The 15,912-nt window shown below is 42.0% G+C and carries 11 protein-coding genes; 7 read left to right on the top strand and 4 right to left on the bottom strand.

Going from position 1 to position 15,912, the window contains the following annotated elements:
• Positions 1 to 132 precede the first annotated feature (132 nt).
• The 7 genes from CYAN7822_RS11605 to CYAN7822_RS11575 all read left to right on the top strand — a co-directional run bounded on the left by CYAN7822_RS11605 (position 133) and on the right by CYAN7822_RS11575 (position 10,311).
• Positions 133 to 1,143: a LysR family transcriptional regulator gene (locus CYAN7822_RS11605; RefSeq protein ID WP_013322462.1), complete on the top strand. Its 1,011-nt coding sequence runs from the start codon at positions 133 to 135 to the stop codon at positions 1,141 to 1,143.
• Positions 1,144 to 1,281: 138 nt separating this feature from the next.
• Positions 1,282 to 2,673: a serine/threonine-protein kinase gene (locus CYAN7822_RS11600; protein WP_013322461.1), complete on the top strand. Its 1,392-nt coding sequence runs from the start codon at positions 1,282 to 1,284 to the stop codon at positions 2,671 to 2,673.
• Positions 2,674 to 2,697: 24 nt separating this feature from the next.
• Positions 2,698 to 4,152, top strand: coding sequence for an ABC transporter substrate-binding protein (locus CYAN7822_RS11595; protein ID WP_013322460.1), 1,455 nt, complete (start codon positions 2,698 to 2,700; stop codon positions 4,150 to 4,152).
• Positions 4,153 to 4,455: 303 nt separating this feature from the next.
• Complete coding sequence (dnaN, locus tag CYAN7822_RS11590; RefSeq protein WP_013322459.1) at positions 4,456 to 5,637, top strand: DNA polymerase III subunit beta; 1,182 nt, start codon at positions 4,456 to 4,458, stop codon at positions 5,635 to 5,637.
• 92 nt (positions 5,638 to 5,729) lie between these two features.
• A complete protein-coding gene (locus CYAN7822_RS11585; RefSeq protein ID WP_013322458.1) occupies positions 5,730 to 7,415 on the top strand; it encodes an energy transducer TonB in 1,686 nt (561 codons plus the stop codon).
• Between the two features lie 978 nt (positions 7,416 to 8,393).
• On the top strand, positions 8,394 to 9,374 hold the full coding sequence (locus CYAN7822_RS11580) for a manganese catalase family protein (protein WP_013322457.1): 981 nt from the start codon (positions 8,394 to 8,396) through the stop codon (positions 9,372 to 9,374).
• Between the two features lie 55 nt (positions 9,375 to 9,429).
• Positions 9,430 to 10,311 carry an alpha/beta fold hydrolase gene (locus tag CYAN7822_RS11575; RefSeq protein WP_013322456.1) on the top strand — a complete coding sequence of 294 codons (882 nt, stop codon included), beginning with the start codon at positions 9,430 to 9,432 and terminating at the stop codon, positions 10,309 to 10,311.
• 178 nt (positions 10,312 to 10,489) lie between these two features.
• Here the strand turns inward: CYAN7822_RS11575 and CYAN7822_RS11570 are convergent, their stop codons facing one another.
• The 4 genes from CYAN7822_RS11570 to CYAN7822_RS39020 all read right to left on the bottom strand — a co-directional run bounded on the left by CYAN7822_RS11570 (position 10,490) and on the right by CYAN7822_RS39020 (position 15,358).
• Complete coding sequence (locus CYAN7822_RS11570; protein ID WP_013322455.1) at positions 10,490 to 10,876, bottom strand: response regulator; 387 nt, start codon at positions 10,874 to 10,876, stop codon at positions 10,490 to 10,492.
• A gap of 2 nt (positions 10,877 to 10,878) precedes the next feature.
• Complete coding sequence (locus tag CYAN7822_RS11565) at positions 10,879 to 12,072, bottom strand: GAF domain-containing protein (protein ID WP_013322454.1); 1,194 nt, start codon at positions 12,070 to 12,072, stop codon at positions 10,879 to 10,881.
• A 189-nt stretch (positions 12,073 to 12,261) separates the two neighbouring features.
• A complete protein-coding gene (locus CYAN7822_RS39025; RefSeq protein WP_216701575.1) occupies positions 12,262 to 13,704 on the bottom strand; it encodes a hypothetical protein in 1,443 nt (480 codons plus the stop codon).
• A 106-nt stretch (positions 13,705 to 13,810) separates the two neighbouring features.
• Positions 13,811 to 15,358, bottom strand: coding sequence for a hypothetical protein (locus tag CYAN7822_RS39020; protein WP_216701574.1), 1,548 nt, complete (start codon positions 15,356 to 15,358; stop codon positions 13,811 to 13,813).
• Positions 15,359 to 15,912: the final 554 nt, after the last annotated feature.

Genomic DNA, 15,912 nt, shown 5'->3' with positions numbered 1-15,912 from the left:
CCTTATTATGCTACTGTCAATTCAGGATCAGTCAAAACCACTTCTTAGTCTGAGGATTTTCTGTCTAATTAACATCTTCCTCATTAGAAGTGTTCATCATCTGACTCCTTACACTTGTGGCATTAAAAAACTATGTCTGACATTCCTTTTACTTTAGATCAACTCCGAATTCTAAAAGCAATCGCTGCTGAGGGAAGTTTTAAACGAGCCGCCGATACCTTGTTTGTCTCTCAACCGGCCGTGAGTCTACAGGTACAAAATTTAGAAAAACAACTGAATGTTCCTCTTTTTGATCGCGGAGGACGCAAAGCTCAATTAACTCAAGCCGGCTATCTTCTTCTAAGCTATGGCGAAAAAATTATTACACTTTGTCAAGAAACTTGCCGAGCGATTGAAGACCTACAAAATCTTCAAGGAGGAACATTAATTGTCGGTGCTTCTCAAACCACCGGAACCTATTTACTGCCTCGCATGATAGGTTTATTTCGACAAAAATATCCTGATGTTTCTGTTCAACTCCAAGTTCACTCCACTCGCCGCACTTCTTGGGGAGTTGCTAATGGACAAGTAGACCTAGCCATTATTGGCGGTGAAGTTCCTCCCGAATTACAAGAAACTCTCAAAATCATTCCCTATGCTGACGATGAATTGGCACTAATTATGCCAACTTCTCATCCTTTATCTCGATTAGAAATGATTCAAAAAGACGATTTATATAAGCTTCAATTTATTACTCTTGATTCTCAATCAACTATTAGGAAAGTCATTGATAAAGTTTTGACCCGTTATGATATAGACACAAAACGTTTAAAAATAGAAATGGAATTAAACTCAATTGAAGCGATTAAAAATGCTGTTCAGTCAGGATTAGGAGTGGCTTTTGTATCAGTAACTGCCATCGAAAAAGAATTACAAATGGGCGTTCTTCACCGGGCCCACATTAAAGATATAGAAGTGACTCGGACTCTGAGCGTGGTAATTAACCCTAACCGCTATCGTTCCAAAGCCGCAGAAGCATTGATCAAAGAAATATTACCTCAGTTCTCCACTTATCCAGATCATTTAGATATGGAGTTTTTATCAGGTAATAGTAATCGCGCCAAGGACATTAGTGCCAGTCCACTCAATAGTTCCTTACTTTAGTAAACGAACCAACTCCTGAGCGCAGATTAGTTATCGAATTTTTCCTGTTGACTTACTGATGTTTACCAAGAAGTAAGGTTACAATCAAAACGGAGAAGGCTTTCAACAATGAATCCCTAAGCCCTAAATAATCGAACCATGGAAATTCTATGTACTCGTCCAGGTTGTCCTCGGCCTCTAAATATTTTTCCTGAACTCGATGATAAATCTATCTTAACCAGCACTCAGCAAAAATATTGTACTAGCTGTGGAATGCCACTCATTTTAGGCGGCCACTATATGCCTTTTCGCTTACTCGGAAGAGGCGGTTTCGGTGCGGCTTTTCTGGCCTGCGATCGCTACACTCCCAGTCTACGGCAATGTGTCGTTAAACAATTTCAACCTTCAGCCGACTTATCGGAACAGGCCTTAAAAAAAGCACTGGATTTGTTTGAAAGAGAAGCAATGGTTCTCGATACCCTGGGACGACGACATGAGCAAATTCCTGAATTATATGCCTTTTTCCCTTTGATTGTTCCTAATCGTTTAGAAAACAAAGAGGAACAGTTTTTTTATATCGTTCAAGAATACATTGATGGCAAAAATTTAGAGCAAGAATTAGAAGAAAAAGGAGCTTTTTCGGAAAAAGAGGTGCTTTATGTCCTCAAAAAAATGCTCAAAGTTCTTCAATTTGTCCATGAAAATCCTGACCATCCGTCAATTCATCGGGATATTAAACCCTCAAATATTATGCGTGATCGCTTGTCGGGGCGATTATATTTACTCGATTTTGGAGCGGTAAAACAAGTAGCTGTCGGTGCGGCATCTGCTAATACTCAACAACCCAGTGGTTCGACAGGAATTTATTCGATGGGATTTGCTCCCCCCGAACAAATGAAAGGCGCAGAGGTTTATCCATCAACTGATTTATATGCTTTGGCGGTGACTTGTTTGATGTTACTGAGCGGTAAACCGGCCCATGAGTTATATGATTCCTACAACGATTGTTGGAATTGGCGCTCTCATGTTCCCCAAATTAGCGAGCAGTTAGCCGCCGTTTTTGAGCGAATGCTGCTACCTACTCCCAGAGATCGCTACCAAAGCGCCTCTGATGTCCTCAAAGCACTTGAAACCACCACTATTCAACCTCAACCCCCTACTCCCCCTTCACCTCAACCCTCTCCCCCTCCTACCCCTTCACCCACTCCACGCAGACAGTTTTCTCTATTAGAAATTTTAGGCGGCGCGGCTTTTAGCGGCTTTGAGGGTTCTTTATTAGTGATTGCTTTTAATAGCTTATTATCCACTGGTGGTATGATTTTAGGGTTAATGTTACTGGGTGGCCTGATTTTTCTTCAGTCCCGTCGGATCATTGAAGGAAAAGATTTACCTATTATTGCTGTTATTACTGCTGTTTTAATTGTCGCACTGCCTTTTTTAAGAAATAATTTGCCTACCCCAACTGTGTTAATTATTGCTGGCTTTATGACCCTAGTGGCTGTAGCTATAACCTCATTATTCCGTTTGATTTATCAACTTCTTTCTAGATAAAATTTCCTGGATTGAATTAAAATAATGTCTCAAAAAAATGACAATCTAATTTTAATTCTCGCATTAGTAATTACCCTGTGTTTGGTAGGGCTAGGATTAGTCTGGCTCATACCAATATTGATCAAAAATCTGAATCAAAACAATCCTAATTCAGTGTCAATCACTTCTTCTAACACGGGAGCAAGTTCTTTACCACCATCTCCCTCTGAAAATTCTATTTTTAGCCGCTTCAGTTTTGGAGATAAACTATTAATCCCAACCCTAAAAAATACAGACAAAGAAACAGCAGCAACAGCCTTTGCGGCTCAAAATTATCCCATCGCCATTCAATCTTTAGAAACATCTTTAAAGAGCCAAAAAAATGACCCTGAAGCCCTCATCTATTTAAATAATGCTAGAATAGGCGATAAAAAAGCCTATACCGTCGCCGTAGCGGTTCCCATAGGCACTGATGTCAATGCGGCGCAAGAAATCTTGCGAGGAGTGGCACAAGCTCAAGCAGAAATTAACACCACTGGCGGCATCAAAAGCATACCTTTAAAAGTCCTCATAGCTAACGATGATAATAATTCAGAAATTGCTCAAAAGCTTGCTGAAGAATGGGCTAAAACGCCAGAAATAATCGCTGTTATCGGTCATTTTGGCAGTAGTACAACCATTGCCGCCGCTAAAGAAGTTTATCAACCTCAAGGGTTAGTGATGATTTCTCCCACTAGCACCAGTACAGAAATATCAGGAATCGGTCCCTATATTTTTAGGACAGTACCAAGTGATCGCTTTGCCGGCGAAGCATTAGCTAAATATATGCTCGAAACCCTCAAAAAACAAAAAGCGGCAGTTTTTTTTAACTCCCAAAGTAGCTACAGTAAATCCCTCAAAGATGTTTTTACCTCTGCTGTCTATGGAGATGGCGGAGAAATCGTGGCTGAAATTGATTTCGTCGAAGCCAATTTTAATGCAACAGAAGCCGTCAAAATCGCCAAGCAACAAGGCGCAGAAGTTTTAATGTTAGCCATGAATACAGAAACCCTTAAGCAAGCACTGTGGGTTATTCAAGTTAATCAAGGTCAATTAGCTCTATTAGGCGGAGATAGTGCTTATAAACCAGAAATTTTACAACTGGGAGGCAAAAATGCAGAAGGAATGGTTATTGCAGTGCCCTGGCAGATCTTAGCCCACAAAGCGGCCAAGTTTACTCTAGAGTCTGGCAAATTATGGGGCGCAGATGTGAACTGGCGCACAGCCATGAGTTATGATGCGGCTAAAGCTTTGATCGCGGCCATGAGCGTTAACCCGACTCGCAAGGGAATACAAGAAACCCTAGCCACTCGGGGTTTTTCAGCAGAGGGTGCAGGGACAAAGATTCGCTTTTTACCCTCCGGGGATCGTAACCAACCGGTTCAGCTAGTACGAGTTGAACCCGGAAATCGTTCGTCTTATGGTTATGATTTTGTGCCCATTGGGATACCGAACAACTAACTAACTCTAGGGGCAATCTAGCTACCCCTACTCTACCAATAGCGGTTAGCTGTGGAAAACTCTCATTAGGTTTGTGCAGTAGGTTAAAAACCGATAATGACCTAGAAGAATGGTTATTTCAGCGATTGGGAAATGGTTAATCGAAAAATTTTATTAAAAAGTTAAATTAGTTTTCCACAGGTTTTCCACAAGCTAGGGTTAAGGAAGAAACGGGTAATTTTAAAAAAAGGCAAAATTTTATATTTCTCTTGCCCCATTAATAATACAATTGACCTGGCCGTAGACTAATGTCTTTACTTGCCGATGAAATTTACTTGTAGCCAAAGCGATCTAAATGCTAACCTCTCACTGGTTAGGAGTGCAGTACCCAATCGTCCCACTCATCCGATTTTAGGAAATGTGTTATTTGTTGCTGATACTGAAAAAGGATTGATCAGCTTAACGGCCTTTGACCTTAGTTTAGGAATTCGTACCAGTTTTAGTGCCAATGTGGAAGAAGACGGTAGTATCACCTTAGCCGCTAAACTTCTCAATGATATTGTTTCTCGACTTCCTGAAGGAGAAATCACCATCACTCTAGAAGAAGAGGACGACGGGGAAGAAGAACAATCCAAAGTGACTATTGAGTCGGTTTCTGGGCGTTTTCAACTCAGGGGAATGAAAGCCGATGATTTTCCTGAACTCCCAACCATCGAAAATGTCGAACCCGTGAGATTACCCGTATCTGCTTTAACCGAAGGGTTACGAGGGTCTTTATTTGCCGCCAGTACCGACGAAACTAAACAAGTATTAACCGGAGTTCATTTGTCCGGCTTGCAGGATAGTTTAGAATTTGCCGCCACAGATGGACATCGTTTAGCTGTGGTTCAAACCCCTACCCAACAAACAACAGAAGAAGAAGACAGCACACCTCAACCGGAGAGTAATTTAGAAGGTTTTGCTATTACTATTCCGGCTAAAGCCCTACGGGAATTAGAACGAATCATGACTATGCACAAGGAAACTGAAGCAGTCGCCCTCTACGTTGATGAAGCACAAGTGATTTTTGAGTTAGGTTCTCAACGCCTAACCAGCCGAAAATTAGAAGGTGCTTATCCCAACTATGAGCAATTAATTCCCCATCAATTTTCCCGTTCGGCTACCTTAGAACGTAAACGATTGTTAAGTTCTCTCGAGAGAGTCGCCTTATTAGCCGATCAAAAAAATAATTTAGTAAAATTTACCCTAGCAGAAGAAAAGGGACAATTAATTCTATCGGTAGAATCTCAAGATTTAGGGAGTGCTAGAGAATCTATGGACGCGCAAATCAGTGGAGAAAGCGGAGAAATTGCTTTTAATGTCAAGTATTTAATGGATGGATTAAAAGCTCTGGGAGCGGCTGAGATTCAGATGCAACTCAATCAGGAAAAGCAACCGGTGATTTTTACTCCCCTTGGAGGCCTAAAAATGACTTATTTGGTTATGCCAGTACAAATTAAAGATTAATTAGGGGGGTTGGTGACCGACAAACTGGTCACTAGCCTCTACAATAGATCTAAATTTGATGCTATAACAAAACCAAACTTACTATAAAGATTATGGCTTCCGCAGTTATATTTGAGTCTCCAATAATCAAGCCGCTCAATAGCTCCAATACAGCCGCTATTGTTGCCTCTGTTGGGATTCATGCTTTGGTATTAGGAGTGGCTTTTCCTTATTTCTCAGCCGCTAATAAAAGTGCATCCGACTTAACTGATGTCAAATTGATTGAGTTAACCCCGGCTGAACAGAGCCGCTTACCGAAGCTATCCACTCCCACCCCAAACTTAACCCAATTTTCTAGTCCTTCGGTAGAAAATACCCCTCTAGCAGATACGCCTACCATTGATCCAAACCAGATTCCCCCCTCAATTGATTCCTATTCATCCATTCAAACTCCCTCTTTACCTTCCTTACCTCCCTTAGAAGGACTGCGTTCGTCGCCGTCTTTGCCGCCTGTTTCCTCGCTGCCGCCAATGAATATCTACTCCCCACCCATTGCGTCAGTGCCTCCCCTTCCGCAAAATTTACCCGCCCCACCTGAGCAACTTCGTACCCCTCAACCTTACCAACAACCCCAGGAATCACCCTTTAAAGATGAGATTCCTAGACCGAATTTTCCGGATGCGGGCAATGATTTTGGACTCGATCAGTTAAGAAGGTCCCCGATCGATCAAGGTAAACTACGAGAAGAAGAGGTCAAGCAACCCGAGCAAACAGCCGCTCTGAATAATCCTAGAGTGATTGATCCTCAACTTGAAGAAGCGCGTCAAAGCCGCTTACGAGAAGAATTAATTGCCCGAGCTAGAGAGCTTCAGGCTTCCCTGCAACCCGATGGGGCTAATACCAGTGATGAAGAGGCCTTGAAAAATTATGTTAGCTGGCTCAGTCGCGATCAAGTGCGACAAAAAACCCTCAAACCGGAAGTCATTAGTCTAGCTGGAAATACTCCCTCTATTGCGACAAACTTAGAAGGAACCAGCGAGTATGGGGTTGTGGTAGATGCTTCTGGAAGAGTTGTGGATTTGACCTTAATTAAAAGCGCCGGCTATCCTGTCTTAAATGAACAGGCAAAACGAGATATTCTCGCTCGTAGTTTTCCCAACGCCACAGGAGGCAACCAACCCTATCGCATTACGGTAAGCTTTAAACCGGCTGCTAATCCCACCCGCAACTTACCGGAACTGCCATCTGAAAATAATCAAAGACAAACAGCACCAGCACCCCAGACAAGGCCGACAACCCCGGCTCCGGCTGCTGTGCCATCTCCTCAAGCGCCTGTGGTTCCCCCCACTGAAGCCACCAATAAAAAACCTGAAACCCCCATCACACAACCTTCTAATAACCGAGACAATCAAAAGCCAAACACACCCCCAGTGGTTGAACAGTCTCCTATTCCCAATAATATTAAGCCAGAAACTCAGGTACAAGAATCTCCTAAACCCCAACAAGAGCAACAACCCCCAGTGGTTGAACAGTCTCCCATTCCTCAAAACATTAAACCTGAGCCGATTTCTGAGCCGCCAAAATCTCCTTCAAACCTACCGAGTCCTGATGTAACCCAAACTGAACCCCCTGCTGGCCCCTCCAGCAAAAAGCCTAATCTGCCTCCTGAAGAAGCGCCTGTGCCTACCAGCCAGAAACCCTCTAATTCAGATGTTGCTCCTTTAGGTAATGCGGCTCCCAAAAAAACCTCTACTCCCGGTCCTGAAGCTCAAAATACGACTTCTAATCCTGGGACTTAATGGTTAAACGTCAAAACACTTCAAGGTTAGAGATTAGCACTTTTTTAGAAGCCCAATAATCTCATCAATAACCTTTGATTTAGTGCGGGTGTGTTCACATTTCACAGCCGAGGATAGTCATTTGGGAATTAATATGGTCTTTCCCTCGCTTTTTATAGCAAGACTTTAGACTTTTTCTTTTCTTTTGTATATACAAAAACATATTTATTTAACATTGATTCAGACAGAGGACAGAGGCAACTAAAAAAATTAAAAAGCTATTCTTTTTAAAGAAGCTTCTTCTGTTAAATTATAATCCTTTTTTTAAGGAGAAATCCTGTCGAGAATATGTTGCCCTCACGGGCGACAATTTTTTTTATAGGCTTTCACTATATAACTTTTATTTAATTAAATTTAACATTTTCTTGTATCTTAAGATAGAGTTTTAAGTTTTTTTTATTCACTAAGATATTATTAACCTAACTCCTTAACCTACCTAATTGCTGTAACAGAATAAAATAGTAAAGTTAAGCAATTAAATATTGTCGCTCTCCCTGAGCGGCTTTTTTTACGCCTCTTGTATATCCCCCAACATTTATAATTAATATTAATTAAAACATTAGGCAGATGAAAAATAAGATTATAAAATTTTTTATAATAAAATTAATCCTATTTTTTGCCGCACTATGCGTGAGTATTGTTTTGGTTATGGCCGTGCTTGGTTACCTATTAGGTAACTTTTTTTTTGTCTAATACCTGATGAACAATAATTTGATAAATTAAAATAAATCTAGAAAAATTTTTGTCTTTTACTCAACAGAAAACGGCGATAAAAAAATATTCTTAGTGAAGAAAAATTTTTTTTAACTTCCAGCTAACGGAAGAAATAAATAGTCGTCTTCCTGCTTGAAAACTATCCCTGTTGATAGAGGGATACCCAAACCCAGTTCGTTAATTTGTGAAAATAGAAACAGAGTAATCAACTCGTTGGAAATTCAGATGTTTCACCACGTAAAAGAATTAGAATTTAATGCTCGGGTTTCCGCTCCCGATCCCCGCTTTGCCAGTTTACTTCTAGAACAATTTGGCGGTGCTAATGGAGAACTTAAGGCCGCTATGCAATATTTTCTTCAAGCCTTTGCCGCTCGTAAACCTTTCCCCGACAAATATGATTTACTGATGGACATTGCTACCGAAGAATTGAGCCATCTCGAAATTGTCGGAGCAACAATTACTATGTTGCTGGATGGGGTCAATGGAGAGCTTAAAAATGCGGCAGAAAATAGTATGCTGTTTAATTTACTTTCTGGAACCCAGCAAAAAGAACAGATGATCCATGAAGCCATGACAAATCCTCAGTTTTTGGGGTTATCGGGTGGAACTCCTACCCTAACCAACAGTCAAGGCGTACCTTGGACGGCGGCTTATGTCAATGCTAATGGAGACCTGACAGTAGATTTACGTTCAGATCTGGCCTCCGAGTCACGGGCTAAGATCGTCTATGAATATGTCATGCAATTTACCGACGATCCCTACGTCAAAGAGACTCTAGGCTTTTTAATGACTCGCGAAATAGCACACTATAAAATGTTTGCTGCCGCATTAGAAACCATTGAGCCGAATTTCCCACCAGGGGTATTACAAGGCGATCCACGTTACACTCACCTTTACATGAATATGTCTAATGGTTCAAGTGTACGAGGCCCTTGGAATGAGGGACAGGGTCCTTGGGAAGCCGGAGAACAATGGGAATATATACATAATCCTTACCAACAGGTCGTCGATACTCACGGTTTAGTAGACCAACCCGTAAAAGGAACTCAGCGCACTCCAGAAGAAGCAAAACAACTCGAGAAAAAGCTGAGTATCAAACGAAGTCAAGAAATTGAAGCCGTCACCAAGAGCGGCTCAACTCAATGGTCAACCTATCCTCAAACTAACGTTGTCAGTCCCAGTCAAATGAAAGACCAACAGTTATAACAGGAGGTTCTCTTGCCATAGGCAATCGGTAAATTAACTGGAGGAAGTCGTCAACATGGAAAAAAAGATCGCCCAACCGAGCCTTATGCTGGCCGGTTCGCCAATGAACTTACTCACGGAATATTTAACAGCAGGTGAAGGCCCGCCTTTACTTCTGTTACATGGTGTCGGCGACAGTGCCGATTCTTGGAAATGGGTGATCCCTGCTTTAGCCAAGAGTTATCGAGTTTATGCCCCCAGTCTTCCAGGTTTTGGCGGCTCAGCTAAACCTAACGTTGAATATTCTTCAGAGTTTTATACCAGTTTCCTCACAGCCTTTTTAGATACTTTAGGACTACAACAAGTAAGCTTTGTCGGCAATTCTCTCGGCGGGCTAGTGGGAATACGCTTGGCACTGGCTACCCCAGAGCGGGTTAAAACTTTGGTATTGGTGGACAGTGCAGGACTTGGGCGAGAAGTAAACCTCATCATGCGGCTACAAACCTTGCCAGGAGCCGCCAAAATGATCGACTTGATGGGACAAATGCCGATGGGTGGAAAAATTTGGGCCAAGGCATTCTGTATGCTGACTTTGGCTAAACCGAATCGAGCTAAACCCGAGTGGTTTGAGGGAATTTCTCGGATGGCAAAAGACCCTGGCTATAACGAGGCCACAGTATCGGCCCTGAAAAACTTAGCCACCTTGGCCGGACAGCGTGATCATCAAATCATGCTTAATGAGTTGTCTCGTCTAACCCCACCCACCTTAATTATCTGGGGAGAACAGGACCGCATTTTGCCAGTGCGGCAGGCTAAAATGGCCATATCTCGACTTAAAGAAGGGCGGCTTGAGGTGTTATCTGATTGTGGTCATATTCCTCAAATTGAACAGCCAGAAAGATTCCAGACTGTGCTGAGTCAATTTTTAGAGGAGAGCGTACCTTTACCTCAACATTAGACTTCTTGCAGAAGTCGGGAAAAGGGGAAAGGGGAAAGGGGAAAGGCTTGATCCTTTATTCGTTTTCTTTAAAAATGATGATTTGTGCAAGAGGTCTATTGAGCCTGAGTTTTTCCTGGACAATCCTCCGGCCTGTAGCCGGGGGTGTTTTTGTACTAATTATCAATTAGTGAACTCCTTACTTATTAAGAGATTTATAAGCCAAATTCATTAAGTCAAATAAATCTGAAAAATTAAAAGGTTTATTCAGAAAATAAGTAATGCCTAAAGAAGCGGCTAATTGTTCTAAATCTGGGTAAGCTGTAATTAAGATAATGGCTAAATTCGTATTTTTTTGTCGCAGATATTGATAAACTTCTGTGCCGCTAAGTTCGGGCATTCGGTTATCTAAAATCAGGATATCTGGAGATTCCTGACTCACTTTTGAGAGGGTTTCTTGCCCATCTTTTGCTTCGCAAACTTGCCATCCTTCTTCACTTAGTAAAACATTGAGAAGTAGGCGAGAATCTTCGTCATCATCGGCAATTAAAACTTTTCCTTTAGGCGAATGAGTCTGGTTATTCATGGTTATTTTTCTTCTACAGGTAGAGTTAAAGTATAGAAAATAGGACTTAAAGAGGCACTATTACTCCCTCTCATAATGATAAAATTGACTTGTGCAAATGATGTATAAAACTTTCTTTTTACTTCTAATTTGACAACTCCTCCGGCTCCTGCCGTTTCAAAAGCATGAAGAAAATAGCGAAGTAGTTTTCGAAAAAAGCTTTTCTCGAGTACAGTGATTTTAATAATATCTTCAAAAGGGGGGGCAATGACTTGAACTTTACGAATGGCCGCTTCAGTGGATAAAACCTCAACTAAATTACGGATAGTCTCGGTAAGAGATAAAGATTTAAGCTGATCTTTTTCTGTTGAAGCCAACTCACGCCAAAAGTTAGCACGACGACGAAATATTTCAATAGATTGTTCTGCCTGTTGTAATAATTGTTTCGCGTAGTCGATACGGTTGCTTGCTACCATTCGAGAGCTAAGGTCCATCCGTAAACGGGCTGTATAATGGGCTTGAACAATATCTTGACGCAGTTTTTCTAATACCTCGTAATCATCGGGATGAGAGACTAAAACCGAGCGTAAATCGGCTTGTAAATTGGTTAAAATTAATTCAGCTTCGATACCGGCTGAGGCACAGAGTAACAGTTCTTTCAATCGATGACTAGCATCAGGAGATTGTAGAGAAATACTCAGCACCCCAAGAATTTCTTGCTTTTGGTTTCGCAGAGGAATTCCCTGACAGGTAAAATCATGAAACCCCTCGATAAAATGCTCGGCTGAGACAATTTCGCTATAATTTTCTTCGGCTAAAGAAGTCCCGATACCATTAGCACCTGCTACCCCTTCAGACAGTAATGATCCTGGTTGAGGAAATGATTCGTTTTCTACGGTTTGTTCATCTCCTAATAGATCTATTAAAACCGCATGGGGATCAGCTAACATCACCGCGTGATGTTCTTTCCCTGCCGCTTGGGATAATATTTGTGCATAAGGCCGAACAACTTTAATAAAGTCGCTTTGCTGTTCTAAGAGCCGCTCCACTTCTAAGGGAGATAGCTTTTCAGCTTGCATAGCGCGAGGGTTAGCTCCTTGTAGATGGGACCTTTCCCACGCTCGATAGATTTCTTGGCGTAATAACTTTGTTGCAATCGCACCAGTCGATCTATATATTCGCCCTGCTTCCAATATTTCACGGGTTAATAGGGACATATTAAATTTATTTCTGGCTCTAGCTAAGACAATTCTAGCTTAGTGGTACATTTACCAGGTAAATTTGATGCAATTTAAAACATTACCATCAACGAAAAACCCCGATCTGACGGGGTGACAAATGCGGCTTGAAAATGGTTACTCAAGAAAATCCAAGGGTGGGAACAGTCCACCCTAGCATCAGAGCAATTAATCCACAACGCCTAAAGCTCCCGCAGTAGCAGAAGCGATGGCAGAAATAAAAGCCGTAAAGAATAACCACCAAGAAGCCGCCTCTGCCGCTTTTCGGGTTTCTTCCACTTGACGTTGAGCCTGTTCTTTAACTTGTTCAACACGCAATTGAGCTTGTTGTTGAATACGTTCTGCTCTTTGTAAAATGCGGTCGCGGATGCGTTCGATATTACTGATAATCCGTTCTGCATCAGCTTGAGAAATATCTTCCCGAGAACTCAGCACAGCCACCAGAGTATCGCGATCCAATTGTGAGAAGCGATCACGCAAAGATTCAAAACCCGCTTTAGGGTCGTCAAACAATTGACGAATATCATGGGTCAATCCATCATAATTGAGTTCAGGGCGCTTTAATCCATTGAGATAATCTCGAATTCTATTTAAAATCCCGTCAATAATATCTTGAATCTTATATTGTATGTTTCTCACCTGTTGTACAAAGCGTTCCCGAACAGAAAGAATATTCTCGATAATCACCTTAGCTTCTTGCTCACTAATATCTTCTCGTTGAGACAGCAAAGCTACCAGGGTATCTTGGTCAAACTCAGAGAGGCGTTGTTGCAAACTCTCCATTCCTAAACGAGGATCATTGAGCAATAAGCGGATATCCCGTTGAATGGCTTCCGGATTGAGTTCTTCTCGCTCAGTAGAGCGTAGATAGTCGGCGAGGGCATCTTGAAAACGGTGTACTTGGTGTTGAGTACGTCGTGCCAAGTAGCGAGGAGCATTCACCACGCTTTTGAGTACACTTTGTACTTCATTGATAATTTGGTTGACTTGTTGCTCACTGAGGTCTTGTCGTTGGGAGAGCAATTTGACTAAAGTATCTCTATCCATCATGGCCAGTCGTTGCCGAATGGCACTCGCTCCGGCTCTAGGATCTTCGAGAAGTCTGCGTAAATCTCGCTGAATGCCTTCGGGGTTGAGTTCTTCTTTGCCGGTATTGCGTAAATAATCGGCGATGGTGCTGGAAACTTGAGTATACTGTTGTTGCAGTTTGCCGCTTAGTTCCCCAGGAGCATGAACCAGACGACTCCAGGTTCTTTCTAAGTTGTCGAGAATCTCATTAACTTGTTGTTCGCTGAGGTCTTCACGAGTGGAAAGTAATTTGACTAAGGTATCTCGATCAAAGCGAGAGACTCTCGATCTCAATACCGCCGCGCCCACTTGAGGGTCTTCTAGTAATAATTTCAGTTCTCGCTCAATAGCTTCGGGATTGAGTTCATCTTTGCCCGTATCGCGCAGATAGGATTCTATTCTTAATTTTACCTGTTCTCCTTTAACTTTGAGTGCCGCTTGCCAATCGTGGGCTTCTTGGAGAACGCGATCACGAGCCGCTTCTAAAGCCGGAATCAACTCAGCCGCTATTTCTGGGGTAAGATCTCCGCGTTGATGAAGCATGAGTCTTTGCAGCGTAGGACGGTCTAAGAGGGCTAGACGACTACTGAGGGTATCATAATCCGCATCTGGGTCTTCTAAAACCGAGATAAAATCCGCTTGAAGTCTTTCAGGATTGACGAGGTCTTGACGGGGAAGTCCGAGAGAAAAATTGCTCTATATCTTTAAACAGGGCAAGTCTGCGTTGTTGTTCTTGTTGCTGGTAAGCAACTTCTAAAACTTCGAGCCGAATTTGTTCTAGGATATTAGCGGTTTCTTCGATTTTGTTTTGGGTTAATAACCCTTTTTGCCGCAACAATTCGCTAAAATCTGAGCGAGTAATTAGTTCTAACTCTCTAGCCATAAGCGCAGGGTTGGCTAAGGGATCATAGAGTAAATCTCTAAATTCTCGATTGAGATTTCTCGGTTGCAACTGCCAGGGATAAGCATTGAGTAGAAAATTTTCGATATCAGAACGTACCGGACTGGGTGAGGGGGGTTCTTTTAAGCCGACCTTAGTGGAAAGTTTATCGCTCTGTTCGCTAAATTGATCTTTTAGCTGTTGAAATTGACCGACTATTTTGTCTACATCTATATCGCTGAGGTCTGTGCGTCCCATCACTAAACCTACTAGGGTATTTAAACTGGTACTGAGGGTTTGAGCGAGGGGACTGGGATGGTCAGATTTTCTTTGTTTCCGCATCTCATCCACTAGAGAACCAATTCTATCTCCTAAATCAGGGCCTAAGAGTTGTTCACGAGTGGCATTTCTAATGTATTCTCCGATATCTGCCAAGGGGTCTTTTTTTTGAAACTTGGCAGTGGTGTTTTTCCAAGCGGCTTCGAGTTGTTCAGCTAGGCGGTTAACATCTCGTTTTGACAAATCCGTGCGATCGCTAATGAGATTGACAAAGGCTTGTCGATCAATTTCTAATCCGTTGTCGGTGCTGAAAACTTCTCGCAAGTTGGGGTCATTGAGTAAACTTTCAAAATCTGAGCGGATTTTTTGCCAATCTAGACTCGGAAGCGGTAAGGAGCTTAAGTAATCTTCTAAATTCTCCCGTAAAGTGACTGGATCAATCGCCGATCCGATTTCACGACGAACGGCTGCTGCTGCGGCTTCGGCTGTTTCTACGACCTGTCTATTGACGGCTTTAGCCCCAATGACTGATGCGGCTGTTCCCCATAAGGCTTGAAAACTCGAGGTAGCGGTGTTAATGACTGAACCAATTAAAGAACCGACTGTAGTAGAACTGGCCCAAACTAACAAACAAAAATAAGTTGCCCAGATGACTAAACCGACGATAGCACCTGACCAAGAAGAGGTAAATAAACTGAGTTTGACAGCTAATAAACAGGCGATAAATAAGGCAACGGTTACACTAATTAAAGTTCCGAGTCCCAGAGTCCAACCGATTTTGCGAATGGTACTGCCAAAACTTTCCTGGCTGGTGTGCGTGTATGAGTCATCGGATTTAACGCCAGCCCTAGAAATTCCTATAGCTACTCCCAAATTAGTTAACAATAATTGTATGGCAAAAGCTAGAACGACTCCTGCAATTAAAGCTGAGAAAAATTGGGGACCGCTAAACACTAGGGCTGCATTTTCTGCTGTTTCCCTGGTGTTATCTGCGGCAGGAACTTGTACCAGCCAAAAATCCGGGAGTCCTAATCCCATAAAATTTAATGGAGTTGAAAACATATTATTTAACAATTTACCTTTCAAATTGCTTTAGGGTTCAGAAATATCGCAGAGAACTGGGCTAAGAAGTCTTTCAATTTCTATTTACCCAGTTTAATCCCAAGTTTCCTCAAAAATGAGACTTTAGACATCTATCTTTAGCCTGAGTTTAATCCTTTGCCCAGTAGGGTTTAAAGCCTGTTGGCTATCCCAAAAGGAAGAGATCAGTTGAAAGGGCACAAGCCAAGAGGATCAAGGCAAGAGGCACAGAGGAGGCGGGATGAAAGAAAATATATAATTAATTGTTCGGGTGACACTTATGGGCTGTTTTATAAAACGATACTTTTGGAGGTTTTGCCGCCAACCTCTCTAGGTATTTGGGGGAAAGAAATGCAAATTTAATCTCAGTAGGGAGCAGAGGGAACAAAAAATATTTTATTGAATATTTAAATAATAATTTCAAATTAGGATTGATCCCTTCAATTAACATCTCTCTCAAGTTAGATTTAAGCAAAATCTGTCTAAGGCTCCTGGATAAATTTCTATTTCTT

The organism is Gloeothece verrucosa PCC 7822, assembly GCF_000147335.1.
GTDB lineage: Bacteria > Cyanobacteriota > Cyanobacteriia > Cyanobacteriales > Microcystaceae > Gloeothece > Gloeothece verrucosa.
This window is presented reverse-complemented; position numbering and strand designations above follow the sequence as displayed.